17 protein-coding genes are annotated in these 19,003 nt (G+C 71.3%); 8 read left to right on the top strand and 9 right to left on the bottom strand.

Annotated elements, in window-relative coordinates:
- Nucleotide 1 precedes the first annotated feature (1 nt).
- Entirely contained in the window at nt 2–1,285 is a 1,284-nt protein-coding gene (locus tag QQ657_RS44795; protein ID WP_284748484.1) for an ATP-binding protein, read from the top strand.
- 91 nt (nt 1,286–1,376) lie between these two features.
- On the opposite strand, the gene QQ657_RS44790 is transcribed toward QQ657_RS44795, so the two are convergent.
- The 7 genes from QQ657_RS44790 to QQ657_RS44760 all read right to left on the bottom strand — a co-directional run bounded on the left by QQ657_RS44790 (nt 1,377) and on the right by QQ657_RS44760 (nt 8,613).
- Nucleotides 1,377–2,009, bottom strand: a complete 633-nt coding sequence (locus tag QQ657_RS44790; RefSeq protein ID WP_284748516.1) for a response regulator transcription factor — start codon at nt 2,007–2,009, stop codon at nt 1,377–1,379.
- A gap of 119 nt (nt 2,010–2,128) precedes the next feature.
- A complete protein-coding gene (locus QQ657_RS44785; RefSeq protein WP_284748483.1) occupies nt 2,129–2,779 on the bottom strand; it encodes a response regulator in 651 nt (216 codons plus the stop codon).
- Between the two features lie 16 nt (nt 2,780–2,795).
- A complete protein-coding gene (locus tag QQ657_RS44780) occupies nt 2,796–3,650 on the bottom strand; it encodes an NAD(P)H-binding protein (RefSeq protein WP_284748482.1) in 855 nt (284 codons plus the stop codon).
- Nucleotides 3,647–4,948, bottom strand: coding sequence for an MFS transporter (locus tag QQ657_RS44775; RefSeq protein ID WP_284748481.1), 1,302 nt, complete (start codon nt 4,946–4,948; stop codon nt 3,647–3,649). Before QQ657_RS44775 ends, QQ657_RS44780 begins: the two co-directional genes overlap by 4 nt.
- 398 nt (nt 4,949–5,346) lie before the next feature.
- Nucleotides 5,347–5,874 (bottom strand): GtrA family protein, encoded by a 528-nt coding sequence (locus QQ657_RS44770; protein ID WP_284748480.1) that lies wholly within the window; start codon nt 5,872–5,874, stop codon nt 5,347–5,349.
- Between the two features lie 38 nt (nt 5,875–5,912).
- On the bottom strand, nt 5,913–6,410 hold the full coding sequence (locus QQ657_RS44765; RefSeq protein WP_284748479.1) for a GtrA family protein: 498 nt from the start codon (nt 6,408–6,410) through the stop codon (nt 5,913–5,915).
- A gap of 10 nt (nt 6,411–6,420) precedes the next feature.
- Nucleotides 6,421–8,613 (bottom strand): sigma-70 family RNA polymerase sigma factor, encoded by a 2,193-nt coding sequence (locus QQ657_RS44760; protein ID WP_284748478.1) that lies wholly within the window; start codon nt 8,611–8,613, stop codon nt 6,421–6,423.
- A 269-nt stretch (nt 8,614–8,882) separates the two neighbouring features.
- Between QQ657_RS44760 and QQ657_RS44755 the strand changes: the two genes are divergently transcribed.
- From QQ657_RS44755 to purE, 5 genes are all read left to right on the top strand, one after another.
- Nucleotides 8,883–9,716 (top strand): GGDEF domain-containing protein, encoded by an 834-nt coding sequence (locus QQ657_RS44755; RefSeq protein ID WP_284748477.1) that lies wholly within the window; start codon nt 8,883–8,885, stop codon nt 9,714–9,716.
- Between the two features lie 71 nt (nt 9,717–9,787).
- Nucleotides 9,788–11,137, top strand: a complete 1,350-nt coding sequence (locus QQ657_RS44750; protein ID WP_284748476.1) for a glycosyltransferase 87 family protein — start codon at nt 9,788–9,790, stop codon at nt 11,135–11,137.
- Nucleotides 11,112–12,320 (top strand): glycosyltransferase 87 family protein, encoded by a 1,209-nt coding sequence (locus tag QQ657_RS44745; protein ID WP_284748475.1) that lies wholly within the window; start codon nt 11,112–11,114, stop codon nt 12,318–12,320. Before QQ657_RS44750 ends, QQ657_RS44745 begins: the two co-directional genes overlap by 26 nt.
- A 114-nt stretch (nt 12,321–12,434) precedes the next feature.
- A complete protein-coding gene (locus tag QQ657_RS44740) occupies nt 12,435–13,619 on the top strand; it encodes a 5-(carboxyamino)imidazole ribonucleotide synthase (RefSeq protein ID WP_284748474.1) in 1,185 nt (394 codons plus the stop codon).
- Between the two features lie 10 nt (nt 13,620–13,629).
- Nucleotides 13,630–14,127 carry a 5-(carboxyamino)imidazole ribonucleotide mutase gene (purE, locus tag QQ657_RS44735; protein ID WP_284748473.1) on the top strand — a complete coding sequence of 166 codons (498 nt, stop codon included), beginning with the start codon at nt 13,630–13,632 and terminating at the stop codon, nt 14,125–14,127.
- A gap of 4 nt (nt 14,128–14,131) precedes the next feature.
- On the opposite strand, the gene QQ657_RS44730 is transcribed toward purE, so the two are convergent.
- On the bottom strand, nt 14,132–14,821 hold the full coding sequence (locus tag QQ657_RS44730; RefSeq protein ID WP_284748472.1) for an SDR family oxidoreductase: 690 nt from the start codon (nt 14,819–14,821) through the stop codon (nt 14,132–14,134).
- A gap of 106 nt (nt 14,822–14,927) precedes the next feature.
- Between QQ657_RS44730 and QQ657_RS44725 the strand changes: the two genes are divergently transcribed.
- Nucleotides 14,928–15,965 carry an Lrp/AsnC family transcriptional regulator gene (locus tag QQ657_RS44725; RefSeq protein WP_284748471.1) on the top strand — a complete coding sequence of 346 codons (1,038 nt, stop codon included), beginning with the start codon at nt 14,928–14,930 and terminating at the stop codon, nt 15,963–15,965.
- On the opposite strand, the gene QQ657_RS44720 is transcribed toward QQ657_RS44725, so the two are convergent.
- A complete protein-coding gene (locus QQ657_RS44720; protein ID WP_284748470.1) occupies nt 15,930–17,606 on the bottom strand; it encodes a class I adenylate-forming enzyme family protein in 1,677 nt (558 codons plus the stop codon). The genes QQ657_RS44725 and QQ657_RS44720 overlap by 36 nt on opposite strands.
- 114 nt (nt 17,607–17,720) lie before the next feature.
- On the opposite strand from QQ657_RS44720, the gene QQ657_RS44715 reads away from it, so the two are divergent.
- Entirely contained in the window at nt 17,721–18,878 is a 1,158-nt protein-coding gene (locus QQ657_RS44715) for an acyl-CoA dehydrogenase family protein (RefSeq protein ID WP_284748469.1), read from the top strand.
- Nucleotides 18,879–19,003 lie beyond the last annotated feature (125 nt).

Here is a 19,003-nt window from a genome sequence, read left to right as displayed (position 1 = left end):
CGTGCGCCGTCGCATCCTGCTGGCCATCCTGCTGGCCGTCGCCGTCACCGCGGCGGTTCTCGGCATCCCGCTGGGCATCGTGGCGAGCTGGCAGATCGAGTCGAGCTACCGCGAGACGCTCGCCGAGAACGCCCGCGCGGCGGCGGCGATCCTCGACACCGAGATCGCGAACGGGCAGGAGATCGACCTCGACCAGGTGCGCGCGGCCGTCCCGGCGAACGGGCTGCTCACCGTGCAGGTCCCCGAGCAGCAGGAAAAGCGCTACGGCAACGACCCGGGCCCCGACACCGTGACGGAGACGGCCGACCTCGCCCGCGACGGCAAGGTCGCGATCGCCGTCCCGGCCGGCCCGATGCACGAACGGCAGACGACCGTGACGCTGGTCGTCGTGCTGCTGGTGCTGCTGTCGATCGGCACGGGTGCGGTGGTGGCGCTGGTGACGGCGCGACGGCTGGCGAAGCCCCTGCGGCACGTCGCCGAACGCGCGTCCCGCCTCGGCGGCGGCGACTTCCGGCCCGACCCGAGCCGCTACGGCGTCGGCGAGCTCGACATGGTCGCCGAGGCGCTCGACGCGTCCGGCACCGCGCTCGCGCAGCTCGTGCAGCGGGAACGCCAGCTCGTCGGCGACGTCTCGCACCAGTTGCGCAGCCGGCTGACGGCGTTGCAGCTGCGGCTGGAACCGCTCACCGTGCACCCGGACGAAGAGGTGGCCGACGAGTCGAAGGCGGCCCAGGAACAGGCCGACCGGCTCGCGGAGGCCCTCGACGAGCTGCTGGCGGCGGCGCGCGCGGCCCGCGAGGTCGGCGCGGAACCGGTCGACCTGCCGACGCAGCTGCCGCAGATGGCGCAGGAATGGCGTGAACTGCTCCGCTCCGAGGGGCGCAACCTGCGGATGCGCGTGGCCGACGGCCTGATGGCGCGCGCGACACCGGGGCGGCTGCGCGAGGTGGTCGGGGTGCTGCTGGACAACGCCCTGCGCCACGGCTCGGGCACGGTCACGGTGGTCGCGCGCCGCGGCGACGCCGAGGGCACGGTGGTGATCGAGGTCAGCGACACGGGCTCGGGTGTGCCGGACGAGCTGGCCCCGCACATCTTCGAGCGCGGGTTCTCCGGCGGCGGCTCGACGGGAGTCGGGCTGGCGTTGGCTCGGGCGCTCGTGGAGGCCGACGGCGGCCGCCTGGAGCTGTCGAACCGGCGGCCGGCGGTGTTCAGCCTCTTCCTGAAGGTGCCGCGGCCGAGCGATGTCCCCGAAGTGCGTTGGCCTGCTGAGCGCGTCCCGCGTTAGCCGTCGGATCCGTTGCGGCTACGGCAATCCGTGCCGGGGAAGCGCTTTCGGCGGTGACCGGGTGGGAGGGCGCGCCCTCCCACCCGGTCGATCAGATCAGCCCTTCACGCAGTGCGTAGGCCACCGCATGCGAACGGTTGCGCAGCTGGAACCGGTTGGTCACGTCGTGCAGGATGCTCTTCACCGTCCGCTGCGAATAACACAGCTGATCGGCGATTTCCTGCGTCGAATACCCCGCCGCGACGAGCCGGAGCACTTCCGTTTCCCGGTTGCTCATCCCGCCCAGCTGCAGGCCGCGCGGTTCGAGCACCTGGCGCTGCAGCCGGGAAACCCGGTGCAGCAGCCGGCCGAGCAGGTCGGGCGGCAGCGCGCCCTCCCCGGCCGCGGCCGCCTTGATCAGCCGGACGAGCACCTCCGGCCCGGCGTCGGCGCGGCGGGCGACCGCGCAGACCCCGTGCTCGACGGCGTTGAGGATCTCGTTGTCGTCGACTTCCCCCGCGATCAGCACGATGCGGGTGAAGCCCTGGTGGTGCAGCGCGGACAGCAGCTGCGTCATGGTCTCGTCGAGCCGGTCGGCGACCAGCAACGCGACCGTCGCCGGGTCACCCGCCTCGCCGTCCACCACGCGGACCTCGTCCCGCGAACGCAGCGCCATGCAGACGCCGTTGTGCAGGATCGGATCGGTGGCGCGGACCACCACCGGCGTCCTGTCGGATTCGAACATCGTCACCCATTCCCCTCGAACGGTGCGAGAGTTCCACCCCTCACCCTGACCAGAATGCCCGTTGTGGTGTCCCGGGCGCATGGGACCGGCGTCCCGATGTTGCCCGGGCAGGCTGCCCGTCAGGACCGGCCGAGGCCCGCGTCCCGGGCTCGGACGATCGCTTCGGCGCGATCGGCGACGTGCAGCTTGGCGAAGACGTTCGAAATGTGGTTACGCACGGTTTTGGGGCTCAGGCACAGGGTGTTCGCGATGACGCCGTTGCTGTGCCCGGCCGCGATCAGGGACAGGACCTCGCGCTCACGCGCGGTCAGCTCCGGGAACACCGGTTCGCTCGTGGGTGGCGGCTGGTTGAAGAAGCCGAGCACGCGGTTCGCGATGTCGGGGCCGAAGATGGCCTCGCGCCGCGCGACCGCCTGCACCGCGCGGATGATCTCGTCCGGCTGGGCGTCCTTGAGCAGGTAGCCGCGGGCACCGGCGCGCATCGCCGCGAAGACCGACTCGCTTTCGTCGGCCATCGTCAGCATCAGCACGCCGGTGTCCGGGCTCACGGCCGCGATGTGCCGGGTCGCCTGGATCCCGGACAGGTCGGGCAGGTGCAGGTCCATGACCACGACGTCGGGGAGCAACGCGCCGGCGGCGTCGATCGCGGCGCCACCACTGGCGGCTTCGCCGACGATTTCGATCCCGGGTTCGGCGGCCAGCAGCGTGCACACGCCGAACCGGAACAGCGGGTGGTCGTCCACGACGAGGACGCGCAGGCTCTTGCCCATCCGGTCACCTCCCCCGTCACCCCCGGTAATGGTAGGGGAACGCGGCCGCATTCTCACGTGCCCAATCGGCGAACGTCAGCGGCGGCCGGCCGAGCACGCGCTCGACGGTGTCGAACACGACGTGTTCGCGCTCGGCGGACTCCCGCTTCAGCGCGAAGAAACCGTCGACGGCTTCGGCGGGCCAGCCGTACTTCCGCATCATGCGTTCGCGTGCGGCGCTCAGGGGCTCTTCGACGTACTTCACCGGTCGGCCGAGGGCGTCGGCGAGCGTCGCGACCTGTTGTTCGGTCGTGAGGGCTTCGCCGCCGGTGAGTTCGTAGGTCGCGCCTTCGTGGCCGGACGTCGTGAGGGCGAGCGTCGCGACCGCGGCGATGTCCCGGACGTGGATCAGCGCGGACGCCGGATCGCCTTCGGGGACGTACACGGTGTTTTCGTCGCGAATGCTTTCGCGCCAGGCGAACCGGTTGTCCATGAACGCGCCGGGCCGCAGGATCGTCCACGCCGGCCCGGCTTCGCGGACCGCCTGCTCGGCTTCGGCGTGGGCGCGGGTGATCGGGTCCATCTGTCCGAAGTGGACACCGGTGGTGGACAGCTTGACGAGGTGGGTGGCACCGGCCCGGGCGGCGGCTTGCGCGACCGCTTGTTCGCGGCCGGCGCTGTGGCCCTGCGTCAGTACGAAAACGCGGTCCGCGCCGTCGAGGAGCGCGGGCAGGTCCGCGGTGTCGAGGTCCGCTTGGACGACTTCGGCCCGCGGATCGATGCGGGCCTTGGCCGGGTCGCGGGTCAGGGCGCGGACGGCGGCGCCGGCGTCGAGCAGGGCCGGGACGAGGGCGCGGCCGACCTTGCCGGTGGCGCCGAGGACGAAGATCATCGGGATTCTCCTGTTTTGAGCGGGACGTGCGGGAGCGCGAACGCCGTGACGAGGGCGAGCGCGAGGACTGGCAGCAGGGCGAGGAAGACGCCGTGGGTGCCGGCGTTGTAGGCGAAGCCGAGCGCGACCGGGCCGAGGCTCGAGCCGAGCGCGCGGGCGAGGTTGATGCCGGCGGCGACGGCGCCGCGGTCCGCCGGTGGTGCGGTGTTCTGCGTCGCCAGGGCGAGGACTTGCAGGTTCAGCCCGGCGGCGAGGCCGAAGACGACCAGGCAGGCCAGGACGAGGGGCAGCGCGTCCAGCGTGGTCAGGCCGAGGACGGCGAGCAGGCCGAGCGCCATGCTGAGGCGCGGTGCCCAGCAGTAGGCGCCGGTGCGGGCGATGATCTTGCTCGCGACGACGGAGGACAGCGAGACGGCGAGCGTCATCGGCACCAGCCGCAGCCCGCCTTCCGCCGGGCCGGCGTCGGCCTGCAAGAGGACGGCGATGTAGTTGATCGAGCCGAGGAACGCGAAGCCGGCGAGCACGCTGAGCACGACGGACACGGTGAAGGTGCGGTCTCTGAAGAGACGTAGTGGCAGCACGGGTGCTTCGGCTTTTCGCTCGATGAAGACGAACGCGACGGCGGCCACCGCACCGAGGCCGATCGACCACGGCGTGAGCAGGGTGAACCCGGTGATCGCCCCGCCGAGTAGGACGACGCCCGCGAAGTCGAAGGGCGCTTCACGACGTCGTCGCGGCAGATCGAGGGTCCTGAGGAGAGCGACGGCGACGAGTCCGAGCGGCAGGTTGACCAGGAAGATCGATCGCCACCCGGCGAACCCGGTGAGCACCCCGCCGACGACCGGGCCGGCGAGCGATGCGACGGCGAAGCAGATCGAGAACCACCCGAAGTACTTGGCGCCTTCGCGAGGCGTGAACATCTCGCCGAGCGAAGCGCCGACGGAGACGAAGAGGCCACCGGAGCCGGCGCCCTGCAGAACCCGGCCCACGATGAGCACGGTGGCCGACGGCGCGAGTCCGCAGGCGAGCGAGCCGAGCAGGAACAGGGCGAGCGCGCCGAGGAGCACGCGTTTGCGGCCGAAGACGTCGCCGAGCTTGCCGTAGAGGGGAGCGGTGACGCTGCCGGCGAGCAGGTAGGCGGTGGTGACCCAGGCGTAGGACCCGGCCCCGCCGAACTCGGCGGCGATCCGGGGGAGCGCGGTGGCGACGACCTGGGCGTCGAGCATCGCGAGGAAGACGGACAGGAACAGGCCCGCGAGGGCGGGATTTTGGGCGCGTTTCAGCGCGGTGGTGCTCAAGAGGGGTCCTTGTTTCGTCAGAAGGGACGAGAGATGCGGACGCGGCTTGGGGCACGCGTCCCGTCGAGTCGGGAAAAGGCTCCATCGTCACCCGCGAACGGGTGCGACCTCTTCGCGCTCGGAAACCACCTCGAATCGTCCCGCTCGCCCGGCCGAACCCGGACGGCGTCCTCACGAAGGAACACTGACGAGGATGACTGTAGACAACTACATGTCAGAAGGCAAGTAGTTTGGGATCCAGGGCAGAACTGGCGTGATGGGGCACGTGACTCGCGTGATCAGGGCCGTGACTCGCGAGTTCCGGCTTCGATCACGCCAGTTACGTCTTCCAGCACGCGAGTCGCGGCCCGGAGCACGCGAGATCCGCCGACCAGCTTGCGTGATCGGCTGGGAAGGGCTCAGTGCAGGCGGGTCACGTCGCCGTTGTCGCGGCGCCGCTCGCCGAGCTCGTCCGGGAAGACCCACTTCTTGAAACCCCAAAAGCGGAAGAACATCGCCAGCAGCATGCCGATGATCGACCCGCTCGCGAAGTCCGCGACCTCCTGCACCAGCCGCGTCACGTGGGGGACCTCCAGGTCCAGCACATACCTCGACACGTACAGCGGGATCAGGTTCACCACGACCGCGACGCCGCTGATCACGAAGAACAGCGCGGCCTCGTGGTGACGTTCCCGGCCGCCGCGGGTGCGGAACGACCACTCGCGGTTCAGGATGTACGACACGATCGTCGCGACGATGATCGCGATCGCCTTCGCCGTGGTCGGTTTCGACTCCAGGACCGACAGCTTCAGGAAGTACCAGACGCCGTTGTCGACCAGGAACGTCGTGCCGCCCACGATCGCGAACTTCAGCAGCTCCCGGTGCTTGATCAGCACCGAACGCAGTGGTTCCGGCGTGCGCTTGAGCACGGTTTCCACAACGGTCACACCACGCAGTCTAGGAGCACACCGCGTTGACCTGTGGTTCAGGCGGCCTTGCGGTCCTGAATGTCCGGATCATCCGCGACCTGGACGACGCGGGCGTCCTCTTCGGGGAACACCCACTTCTTGAACGCCCACCAGCGGAACACCGTGCCGAGCAGGGTCCCGATGATGATGCCGCTGACGAAGTCGGCCACCTCGACGCCGAACGGCGACAGCCGGGGCGCCTGCATGTCCAGCACGTACCGCGAGAACCACTGCGGCAGCGCGTTCAGGCCCAGCGCGATGCCGCTGATCAGGAAGAACAACGCGGCTTCGTGCGACCGCTCCCGGCCGCCGCGGGTGCGGAACGACCACTCGCGGTTGGCGACGTAGGAAAAGATCGTCGCGACCAGGACGCCGACGATCAGCGCCGTCACCGGATGGGTCCGCAGCACGGTGAACTTCAGGCCGTAGTTGACGGACATCGTGATCACGAAGCTGATCCCGCCGACGACGGCGAAGCGGAGGAGCTCGCGATGCTTTTTCAGCAGCTCGCGCACTGCGCGGACGCTACCCGGTCAGCCAGCCGAATCCCCTCTCGGGGGTGACGGTCGGCCGCTGGTCGCCCGGCTTCGTGCCCGGCTGCGGCGGTGCGCTCGTCGTGGTCGCCGACGTCGGGGGCTCGGTCGTCGGCTCGGTCTTCGTGGTTGTCGCCGGCGGGGTGGACGTCGGTTTCGTGGGCGTTGTCGGCGTCGGCTTGGACGGCGTGGTCGACGGTGTCGTGGTCGGGAGTGGGTCCTTGCCGCACCAGTGGTGGTAGCAGCCGAAGTCCACGGTCACCGGCGCCGCCGAGGCCTTGCCGAGCTTGGCGTTGATCGTGACGCGCCCGTCGTCGGGACGGCCCTTCAGCCGCACCCACAGGTTGACGTGCTGGCCGGGCGCCAGCGCGCTCTTCGTCGTGCAGGTCGCGCCCTCGCCGGACGGCGTGCACGGGAAGCCGCGCAGGCTCCACCACTGCCACAGCGGGTGGTCGAAGGTGACCGTGACCGGCTTCGTCGTCTCGCCGGTGTTGCGGACCCGCACGTAGACCAGCGGGTTGCGGGTCCACGGGAACGCCGAGAGCCCGTCGCCCTGCGCCTCCAGCACCACCGCTTCCGGCGGCTGCTTCACGGTGACCTTGACGCTCACCGCGACGTTGATCTGCACGCCGGCGGTGACGGATCCGGTGACCGTGCCGCCCTGGGCGTCCTCGTCGGCCTGGAGCCGGAAGTTCAACGTCGCGCTCTGGCCGGGCTGCAGGCCCGCGCCGGTCTTGCAGACGACCGTGCCCTCGCCACCCGGGCAGTTCACCGAGATCGGGGCGCCGTCCTGTGCGAAGGCCATCGGCGCGCCGCCACCGCCGGCGTCGACCGCGCGCACGCCGGGCGGCAGCTTCAGCGCGGCGGCCACCGGTTCGGACGGGCTGCCGCCGTCGTTGCGGACGGTGAGCGGCAGGTTCATCGCGGTGCCGGGACTCAGCTCCAGCCCGCCCGGCGGCGTGGTCGCGGACACCGACGGCGGTGCCGGTGCGGGCGGCGCCGGCGGTGCGGGAGCGGGCGGCTCGACAGCCGGGGGCGCCGGCTCGACGGGCGGCGCGGCGGGAGGTGCGGGAGGTGCGGGAGGTGCCGGCGGCTGCGCCGGGGCGGGCGGGGCCGGTGGCGCGGGCTTCGGTGCCGGCGGGTTGACCGGCTGGACCACCGGCGGCGGCACCTGGGCCGCGACCGGGATCTCCTGCGCCCCGCCGCCGGCGGTGAGCGCGATGACGACGGCCGCGACGACCGCTGTGCCCGAGGCGGCGACCCCGGCGAACTGACGGGGTCCCGCGGCGGCGGCGCCCGCGGCCGCACCCGCCTTGCCCCCGGCCGCTGCCGCACCGGCTGCGGCCGCGCCGGCAGCCGCGGCGGTGGCCGCGCTCGCCTTGGCCGCGCCGATCGTGGCGAGGTAGCCGAGCGCCGCGCCACCGAGGACGATCGGGGCGATGATCGCGCGCAGCCCGCCGTTGACGTCGGCGAGCTCCGCGGCCAGCGCCCGGCAGTTCTCGCACTCGTCGAGGTGGTTCTCGACCTGGGAGCGTTCACGCTTGGACAGCCCGTCGCGGGTCCACGCGCCGAGCCGCTCGGCGCAGGCGCGGCAGCGTTCCTCGGCGTTCTCCTGCAGGTGGACCTGCAGGTACGCCTGGCGCAGCCCCTCGCGGGCGCGGTAGGCGAGCGCGGAGACGCCGTTCGCGGTCAGCCCCAGCAGCGGCGCGACCTCGGCCGGGCTCTGCTGCTCGATCTCGGTGTGCCAGAGCACCGCCTGCCAGCGTTCGGGCAGCCGCGCGAACGCCTTGGCGGCCATCGTCCGCTCGAGCCCGGCGACGGCGGTGTCGGAGAACGGCACGGTCAGCGCCTCGGCCGACACGTCGGTCATGTCCTCGTTGAGGTCGACCCGGCGTTCCTTGCGCGTGCGGTCGTACGCGGTGTGACGCAGCGCGGTCAGCAGGTACGCCCGGAAGGCTGTGTCCGGCCCCTTGCCGCCACGCAGCGTGTCCAGCACCTTGGCGAACGCCTCGGACACCAGGTCGTCGGCTTCCGAGCTCGAACGGGCCAGCTGACGAGCGAGGTTGTGCGCCGCGCCGGTGTGGCGCTCGTAAAGCGGCCCGTACGACTCGATCTTCCCGGAGCGGACCTCGGCGATCAGCTCGGCGTCACTCTTTCCGCTGAGATCGGCGGGAACGGTGGACACGGCACTCCTCGGTCGGTTAAGGCCAGGACCTGCCATTACAGGCGGGTCCGCGACGCGAGACAAGTGTGACTGACCCACCCGAGGCCGTCACGTCGTGGTGGGGGTGTTGACTCCGTCGGCGGAGCGAAATCACCCATCCCCGGGTCGCGTCGTGGAAAAGCTTCCTGACAAAACTCGCGAGTACGCGTCACGAGGTCCGGTGGGGCACGTCCTCACCGTGAAGCACCGAGCAAGATCGACACGGACCGGACGAAAGGGGCAGGCCGCCAGTGGACGTTCCGGCTACGCGCTCCGGTCCCGGTGACGCCCCGTTCGCCGACCGGGCCCTGCGCACGCTGCGTGCCCGCTGGCGCACGGCCAGCCTGGCCGCCGGCTGGCGGTTCCCGAGCGACTGGGCGCTGCCCGAGGTCGACGCCGTCTGCGCGGCCGTGATGGCCAAAGGCGGCGCCGAAGCCGCCGAAACCGCGCTGGCGGGGCTGGCCCGGGCGCGGGCGGCGGCCGGCGCGGGACTCGCGGAAACCCTCGCCGACCTGGCCGCGCTGCACGCGGTGCTCGACCACGGCGGCGACGGGTTCGTCTCGCCGGACGTCGACGCCACGCCGGCGCGGCTGCTCCGGACCACCGCGCTGGCCTGGGCCGACGTCGCCACCGACCAGCTCGTGCACACCGAGGTCACCGACCCGCTGACCGGCCTGCCGTCGGCCGCCTACCTGCGCACCCGGCTCTACGAGGTCTACCGGGCCGCCGCCGCGCGCGAGCGGCCGGCCGCCGAGGACCACGTGCTGCTGGTCGTCTCGCTCGACCTCAGCACGGTCACCGGGTTCCCGCGGCTGACCGGGATGATCCTGGTCGCGGACGCGCTGCGGGCGGTGTTCGACAGCGGGCAGAGCGTCGCCACGCTCGGGACGTCCGTCGTCGCCGCGCTGGTTCCGAAGGACGAGCGCGTCGCTTCCCACGGTGTCGCGTTGCGAAGGGCGTTGCACGAGCGGCTTTCCGTCGATTCGCAGCTCGCGGACGCCGGCCGGCCGAGGGTGTCGGCCGTGCGCCTGCCGGCCACCCACGAAATGGCTTGCGACCTGCTGGCCCACCTCGCCCGGGTGTGAAACGCGTGAAAAGTCCGGTTCCGCACGGACCCTTCTGACCCGGATCGGACGGGTCATGATTTCCTGGTGAGGTGACCCGGACTGTAACCACCGACGTCGACGGCGCAGTCGCGGCCAGATCGCAGCACCGCCTGGCCCTGCGGAAGTCACTCGCCCGCCTGTCCGTCCGCCCGCGGTCGATCCTGATTCTCGCGGTCATTCCGCTGGTCGCGATCGGGTACGGCATCTGGGGCTGGCAGCACGACTGGGTGCTCGGCGTCGACAGCGCGGTCTACCGGGCCGGCGCGCTCACGCTGCTGCACGGCGACTCCCTCTACGACTCGAACACGCTGGCCCCCGAGCCGTGGTGGGCGCTGCTGCCGTTCACCTACCCGCCGACGGCCGCGCTGATCTTCGTGCCGCTCGCGGCGTTCCCGACGCAGATTTCCTGGGGCCTGATCACCGCGATCTCGCTGGCGGCGATGGCGCTGTCGATCCGGATCGCGATCGGCGCCCTGCCCCGCCCGTCCGCCGACGGCCCGCGCTGGTGGGCCTCGCCCGCCCGCTCGACCATCGTGTTCTTCCTGGTCTTCCTCGGCCTCGAGCCGGTGTGGCGGACGATCTTCCTCGGCCAGATCAACCTGGTCCTGATGGCCATGATCCTGCTGGACATGCTGGTCATCGGCGCGCGGGGGAGCCGCTGGGGCGGTGTGCTGGTCGGCGTCGCGGCGGCGATCAAGCTGACGCCGCTGGTCTTCCTCGGGCACCTGTTCATCACCGGCCGCCGCAAGGACGCGCTGCGCGGGCTCGCGACGTTCATCGTCCTCCAGGGCCTGATGTTCCTGATCAACGCGCACGACGCGGCCAAGTACTGGACCGTCACGCTGCCGGACACCGGCCGGATCGGGCCGGTGCACTGGGCGGGCAACCAGTCGCTGAACGCGCTGATGAACCGGGCCACCGACCTCGCGCCGTGGGCGTCGAAGGCGGCGATGGGCATCGGGCTCCTGCTCGCGATCCCGGCGCTGTGGCTGCTCATGCGGTTCCACCGCAAGGGCCAGGCGCTGGCCGCGGTGCTGGTCACCGCGTTCTGGACGCTGCTGATCTCGCCGATCTCGTGGACGCACCACTGGGTGTGGGTGATCCCGCTGATCGTGCTGCTGGTGTCGCGGCTGCCGAAGACCACCCCGAAGACGGCGTGGAAGCGCTGGGTCGGGACCGGCCTGGTGGCGTTCGTGTTCGTCAGCTGCGTGCTGCTGATCCTGCCGAACGGCCGCAACGTCGAGCTGCACTGGAAGGTGTGGCAGAACATCCTGGGGGACGCCTACATCCTGATGCCGTTCGTGCTGGCCGCGGCGCTGATCCTGCGCTGGGGCCTGCAGCGGCGGGCCAGGAAGAAGGCCGCGCCGGACGAGCATGTCGACGTCGCGACCGGCGTCTGAGGCGCGCACCGGCTGGTTCTTCGCCGGGGGGATCGCGCTTCTCGTTCTCGGTTTCGGTTTCGTCGTCTGGCTGGCCGGGTGGCACCTGGGCGCGGACAGCGCCGTGTACCGCGCCGGGGCGCTGACGCTGCTGCACGGCGACCCGCTCTACACGCGGGACGTGCTGGTCGCGCTGCCCGACTGGGTGCGGCTGCCGTTCACTTACACGCCGGCCGCCGCGCCGCTGTTCCTGCCGCTCGCGCTGGTGCCGTCGGGCCTGGTCTGGGGCGTGATCGCGTTTTTGTCGGTGGTCGCCCTTATGGTCGTGATCACGGTGGTTTCGTCGTCGCCGGGGGGCCCATCGCTTCTGGGAAGAAGCTGGTGGGCGCTGCCGGCGGGAACGGCCATCGCGCTGGCGCTGGAACCGGTGTGGAAGACGCTTTTCCTGGGCCAGATCAACTTGATATTGATGGCGTTCGTGGTGCTGGACGTCCTGGTGCTGTCCGCGCGAGGGTCGCGCTGGGCGGGCGTGCTGATCGGCGTGGCGGCGGCGATCAAGCTGACCCCGCTGATCTTCGTGCCGCACCTGTTCTTCACGGGGAAGTGGAAGGACGGGCTGCGGGCTCTGGGCACGTTCGTGGCGCTCGAAGCGGTGATGTTCGCGGTCATCCCGGTCGACGCGGCGCGGTTCTGGCGGGATTCGGCGACCGACCCGAGCCGGGTCGGGTCGGTGCACTGGATCTTCAACCAGTCGCTCAACGGGCTGGTCAACCGGGCCACCCACCTCGCGCCCTGGTCGCTGGCGGTGGCGGCCGGGGTGGCGGCGGTGCTCGCCGTGCCGGCGGTGTGGCTGGTCGTGCGGCTGCACCGGCGCAATGAGACAGTCGCCGCCCTGCTCGTGACGGCGTTCTACGGGCTGCTGCTGTCGCCGGTCTCGTGGTCACACCACTGGGTCTGGTGCGTGCCCTTGCTCACGCTGCTGGTGGTCAAGGCGCGGTGGTGGGCCGCGGCGGCGGTCGCGCTGCTGTTCGTCTCGCAGATCGTGATGCTCGTGCCCAACGGCGGCGACACGGAGTTCGGCTGGGGCCTGGGCTGGTCGGTCCTCGGCAACGTCTACGTGCTCGCGGCGGCGGCCGGGATCCTCGGGCTCGCGGCGCGTGAGCTACGTCTGGTCCGGCGGTCACCGCAGGTCGTCACAGTTTGACAAATCCGGCCGAAAGCAGGCGGAACGGTCCGGATCCGGACCGCTCAACTGCACCTTCCGCCGTGACTGCCGGTCGGATTTGTCAAAAGTCGGCGCAGTAGGCTGGGCCGCGCTATGGACAAACACACCGGTCTGCCCATTGTGGGCATGGTGGGCGGCGGCCAGCTGGCCCGGATGACCCACCAGGCGGCGATCTCCCTCGGCCAGTCCCTGCGCGTGCTCGCCGCGGGGGAGAACGAAGCCGCGGGGCTCGTCGCGGGCGACGTCGTGCTGGGGCACCACACCGACCTCGACGCGCTGCGGAAGTTCGCGGCGTCGGTCGACGTGGTCACGTTCGACCACGAGCACGTGCCGGGCGAGCACCTGCTGACGCTGGCGATGGAGGGCTACCTCATCCGGCCGGCGCCGTCGGCGCTCGGTTTCGCGCAGAACAAGCTGGTGATGCGCGAGATGATGGCGGGCCTCGGCGTGCCGGGCCCGGCCTTCGCCGAGGTGTCCACTGTGGACGACGTGGTCAAGTTCGGCGGCGAGCACGGCTGGCCGGTCGTGCTCAAGGCGTCGAGCGGCGGGTACGACGGCCGCGGCGTCTGGATGCTGGACACCGCGCGGCATGCCCGCGAGACCGTGCCGGAGCTGCTGGAAGCGGGCACTCCGCTGCTGGTCGAGGAGAAGGTGGCGATGCGGCGGGAGCTGGCCGCGCTCGTCGCCCGCTCGCCCTTCGGCCAGGGTGCGGCCTACCCCGTGGTCGAGACGGTGCAGACCGGCGGGATCAACACCGAGGTGCTGGCCCCGGCGCCGGGGCTCGCGCCGGAGCGCGTGCACGAGGCGCAGGACCTGGCGCTGCGGGTCGCGTCGACGCTGGACGTCACCGGGCTGCTCGCGGTCGAGCTGTTCGAGACCGACACCGGGCTGCTGGTGAACGAGCTGGCCATGCGCCCGCACAACTCCGGGCACTGGACCATGGACGGCGCGCGCACGTCGCAGTTCGAGCAGCACCTGCGGGCGGTGCTCGACTACCCGCTGGGCCGGACGGACCTGGTCGCGCCGGCGTGCGTGATGGCCAACGTCCTGGGCGCGCCGGAGCTGCCCGAGATGGGGCCCGACGAGCGGCTGCACCACCTGTTCGCGCGGTACCCCGAGGCGCGGGTGCACCTCTACGGCAAGCAGGAGCGGCCGGGGCGCAAGCTCGGGCACGTCAACTTCACCGGCGACCGCATGGACGACCTGCGCAACCGCGCGCTGCTGTCGGCGCACTGGCTGTCCCACGCCGTCTGGCTCGACGGCTACGAAATCCACTAGGAGATCAGGTATGGCGCCGCAGGTGGGCGTGATCATGGGCAGCGACTCGGACTGGCCGACCCTGGAGGCGGCCGGTGCGGCGCTGGACGAGTTCGGCGTCGAGTACGAGGTCGGCGTCTACTCGGCGCACCGCACCCCGCAGCGCATGCTGGACTACGCGACGTCGGCGGTGGCCCGCGGCGTCCGCGTGATCATCGCGGGCGCGGGCGGCGCGGCCCACCTGCCGGGCATGGTCGCCTCGGCGACGGTGCTGCCGGTGATCGGCGTTCCGGTCCCGCTGAAGTACCTGGACGGCCTGGACTCGCTGCTGTCGATCGTGCAGATGCCGGCGGGTGTCCCGGTGGCGACGGTGTCGGTGGGCGGCGCGCGCAACGCGGGCCTGCTGGCGGTCCGCATCCTGGCGGCGTCGGACGAGGGCCTGCGCTCGAAGATGGCGAAGTTCCAGCAGGACCTGGAGAAGCTGGTCCTGGACAAGGACGCGGCCCTGCGCGCGAAGACCGGCCACTAGCGGGTCACCACGGCACGGTCTTGCCCTCGCGGTCCAGGAACTCGAGGCCGGGCCGGTCCCGCTTCGCGAGCAGGACGTCGACCACCTTCGGGACGGTTTCCTCCAATGTGAACGGCGCGTCCGGCCCGCCCAGGGCCGTGCGGATCCAGCCGGGGGCCACGAGGACCAGGGCGCGCCCGGTCTCGGCCTGCCGGGCGGCGAAGCTGCGCATCAACATGTTCAGGGCCGCCTTGCTGCCGCGGTAGACCTCGCGCGAGCCGGCTGTGTTGTTCGTGATGCTGCCCTGGCCAGAGGACATCGCGCCGATGAGCCCGTCCGCGGGCACGAGGTCCTGGAGCGCTTCGATGACGCGCATCGGGCTGAGCGCGTTGGTGACCATGACGTCGACGAAGTCGGCGGTCGGCACTTCGCCGATCGGAGTTGCCGGGTTGTTCGTGGTGCCCGCGTTGACGAAGAGCAGGTCGAGCCGGCGGCCGGCGAGCCGTTCACGCAGGGGCGGCAGCTGGTCGGGCTCGGTGATGTCGAGGTGCTCGACCTCGACGCGCCCGTCCGACGCGTCCGCGAGGTCGTGCAGGGGTGTCCGGGCGGCCGGGTCGCGGACCGTGCCGATCACGTGCCACCCGCGGGCGGAGAGCTCGGCGGCGATCGCGTGCCCGAGGCCGCGCGACGCTCCGATGATGAGGGCGGTCTCCATGGCTGTTCCCTTCGGTCGGTTGCGCTTCCGAGTCTGTCCGCCCGGCCGCCGGCCGCGCCCGTCCCGGCGGCGGATTTGTAGGATTGCCTCGACGAGAGGAGCCCTGATGGCCGAATCCGTCGGTGTGCAGTCCGAAGATGTGCGTCTCATTCGCGCGCTCCAGATCGCCCCGCGAGCCTCGTTCGCCTCGATCGCGGCCGCGCTCGGCGTCACCGAGAACGCGGTCGGCCGGCGCTACCGGCGGCTGCGGGCCGAGGGCGTCCTCCGCGTCGCGGGCATCGTTGACCCGGGGGCGCTGGGCCAGAGCAAGTGGCTGGTGCGGCTGCGGTGCCGTCCCGGCAGCGTCGCGGCGATCGCCGACGCCCTCGCGAAGCGCGACGACGTCAGCTGGGTGGGGCTCTGCTCCGGGGGTTCCGAGATCGGGTTCGCGGTGCGGTCGCGGACGCGGGAACAGCGGGACGACCTGCTCGGCCAGCAGCTGCCGCGGACCGCGGCCGTCCTCGACATCCACGCGGCCGCGATGCTCCGCCAGTTCGTCGGCGGCCGCGGGCACTACTGGGCCGCGCTGCGGGGCACGCTGACCCCCGAGCAGGAAGCGCTGCTCGGGACCGGCGAGTCGCCGTTCACCGAAGCCCCGGTCGTGGCCCGCGAGCCCGTGCAGCTGACCGCCGAGGACGAAAAGCTGCTTGACGTCCTGGCCGAGGACGGCCGGGCCGCCCTGGTCGACCTCGCTGCGGCGGCGGACCTCACGCCCGGCCGTGCCGCACGCCGCCTGGAGACGCTGATCCGGCTGCGCGTCGTCCACATCGACGTCGAGATCGCGGCCGCGGCGCTCGGCTACCACGCCCGGGCGAATCTCTGGTTGCGCGTGCACCCGTCGGCGGTCAAGGACGTCGGGCGCACGCTCGCGCAGAAGCCCGAAATCGCCTTCGCCGCGGCGGTTTCCGGGCCGTACAACGTCCACGCCGTCGCGCACTGCCGGGACCTCGACGAGCTGTTCGAGTTCACCTCGGACCGGATCGGCTCGCTGCCCGGGCTGCAGAGCATGGAGGTCTCGCCGCTGCTCAAGCACGTCAAGCAGGCCGGCACGCTCCTGTCCGGCGACCGGCTAGCCGGGCAGCTCGCCGATCAGCTGTTGCCGTAGCTCCCGCTTGAGCACCTTCCCGGCGGCCGACACCGGGATCTGCTCGACCACGTGGATCTCCCGCAACCGCTTGTAGGGCAGCACCTTCTCGTTGACCGCGGCCATCAGCTCGTCGGCGTCCAGCGCGCCGCGGGGTACCACGAACGCCACCGGCAGCTCGCCGACCTCGGTGTCGGGTCGGCCCACCACGGCCGCCGCCGCGACGCCGGGCATCGTGATCAGCAGCTCCTCCAGCTCGCGCGGGAAGACGTTGTACCCCTTGTACAGCAGCATGTCCTTCTTGCGGTCCACGATGGAGAGGTAGCCGTCGGCGTCGAGGATGCCGACGTCGCCGGTGTGGAGCCAGCCGTCGACCAGTGCGGCCGCCGTCTCCTCCGGGCGGTTGCGGTAGCCCAGCATGATCTGCGGCCCGCGCAGGCAGACCTCGCCCTTCTCGCCCGCGGGGAGCGGGTCTTCGCCGCCCTCGGCCGGGACGACCTTGACCTCGGTGTCGAAGATCGGCACACCGACCGAGCCGACCTTGCGCGTGCCCGAGCGGTACGTCGGGGAAATGATCGCGCCCATGGTCGCTTCGGTGAGGCCGTAGCCCTCGCTGACCACCACGCCCGGGAACCGCTCGCGCAGCGCGTTGATCATCGCGTGGTTCATCGGCGCGGCCCCTGAGCCGATCGCGCGCACCGACGAGAGGTCCGCGGTGTGGAACGACGGCGTCGCGAGCAGGGCGGCGAACAGCGCGGGCGCGCCGCCGATGCCGGTGATGCGCAGCCGTTCGGCGTCGGCGACGTAGGCCGGCGGGTCGAAGCGCGAGTGCAGCACGATCGTCGTGCCGGCGATCACCGCCGCGTTCATCCCGCCGATGATGCCCATCGCGTGGAACCACGGCGTCAGGTTGATCGCGATGCCGGTGCCCAGGCGCGTCGGCCACTCGTCCTCGCTGCCGACCTGGTCGATCGTGACGTCGCCGTGGGCGTCGAGCGCCGGCACCGAGCCGCTGCCCCAGCACGAGTGCTGCAGCGTGTTGACCACGACGTTGCGGTGCGTCAGCCGCACGCCCTTCGACCGGCCGGTGGTGCCGCCGGTGTAGGCGAGGTGCGCGAGGTCGTCGTGGATCGCGATGTCGACGCCGGGCCGCTCGTCCGGCTGCCCGGCCTGGAACGCCTCGAACTCGACGGCGCCCTCGGGCAGGTCGCCGGTGGGGCCGACGACGACGGTGAGCCGCGCCGGGATCCGGTCGGCGACGCTCGCGAGCACCCCGGCGACCGGCCCGAACGTCACGACCGCCGCGGCCTCGCAGTCGGCGAGCTGGAAGGCGAGGTCGTCCGGCGGGAGCAGCGGGTTGGCCGGGCTGAACGTCGCCCCGGCCAGCAGCGTGCCGTAGTAGGCGACCGGGAAGGCCAGGCAGTTCGGCAGGTGCAGCGCCACGACGTCACCGCGGCCGATGCCCTGCGCCCGCAGCGCGTGGGCGAAGCGGCAGGCCGCGCGGTAGGTCTCGGCGAAGGTGAGGCTGTGGCCGTCGTGGGCGAAGGCGGTCCGGTCACCCCAGCGGGCGGCGCCCGCGGCGATGAGGGAACCGACCGGGGCTTCGGGGTAGTCGAGGGAGGCGGGCAAACCGGGCGGCGTCGTCGGCGCGGTGAGCGGCATCACTCGACGGTACGAGTTCTGCGGTCAACGACACAAGGACGAGGGCGGACGCGTGCAGTGAACGAGCGCTAACATCGACGGAACCCTCCCGACGTCGTAGAGAAGGTGACCGGAGTGACCGACGGCCTGTACCAGCTTGCCGAGGAGCACGAGGAGCTGCGGGCCGCGGTCCGGGCTCTGGCCGAGAAGGAGATCGCGCCGTACGCGGCCGAGGTCGACGAGAACGAGCGCTACCCGATCGAGGCGTACAACGCGCTGGTCAAGTCCGGGTTCAACGCCGTCCACATCGGCGAGGAGTACGACGGCCAGGGCGCGGACGCCGTGGGCGCCTGCATCGTGATCGAAGAGGTCGCGCGGGTCGACGCGTCGGCGTCCCTAATCCCGGCGGTGAACAAGCTCGGCACGCAGCCGATCATCCTGTCCGGCTCGGAGAGCGTGAAGAAGCTCGTGCTGCCCTCGATCGCGTCGGGTGAGGCCTCGGCTTCGTACGCGCTTTCGGAGCGCGAAGCGGGCTCGGACACGGCGTCGATGCGGGCGCGCGCCCGGCTCGACGGTGACCACTGGGTGCTCAACGGCACGAAGTGCTGGATCACGAACGCGGGTGAATCGACCTGGTACACCGTGATGGTCGTGACCGACCCGGACGCGGAGAAGAAGGCCAACGGCATCTCGGCGTTCGTCGTGCACAAGGACGACCCGGGCTTCTCGGTGGGCCCGAAGGAGAAGAAGCTCGGCATCAAGGGCTCCCCGACGCGCGAGATCTACTTCGAGAACTGCACGATTCCTGAGGACCGGATCATCGGCGAGCCCGGTACCGGTCTGAAGACGGCGCTGCGGACGCTCGACCACACCCGGCCGACGATCGGGGCGCAGGCGTTGGGCATCGCTCAGGGTGCGCTCGATGCGGCGATCGCGTACGTGAAGGACCGTCGGCAGTTCGGCAAGTCGATCGCTGAGTTCCAGGGTGTTCAGTTCATGCTGGCCGACATGGGGACGAAGATCGAAGCGGCTCGTCATCTGGTGTACGCCTCTGCGGCGGCTTCGGAGCGGGGGGACAAGCGGGCCGGGTTCATGGCTTCGGCGGCGAAGACTTACGCGTCGGATATCGCCATGGAGGTGACTACGGACGCTGTGCAGCTGTTCGGTGGTGCTGGGTATACCCGGGACTTCCCCGTGGAGCGGATGATGCGGGATGCCAAGATCACCCAGATTTATGAGGGTACGAACCAGATTCAGAAGGTTGTGATGGCTCGGGCGCTGCTGAAGGGCTAGTCCGGCACCCCGAAGCCCTGATTGTGACTACGGCCGGCGGTACCGCGTCAAGGCGGGAAAGATGCCTTGACCCGGTGCCGCCGGCCGTGTTTTGGCTTCGGATCGGGGTGCGGGGAGGTCTGGGT

This window comes from Amycolatopsis ponsaeliensis (genome assembly GCF_030182635.1).
Taxonomy (GTDB): domain Bacteria; phylum Actinomycetota; class Actinomycetes; order Mycobacteriales; family Pseudonocardiaceae; genus Amycolatopsis; species Amycolatopsis ponsaeliensis.
Note: the sequence above shows the minus strand (reverse complement) of the source record. Positions and strands in the feature narration are given on the sequence as shown.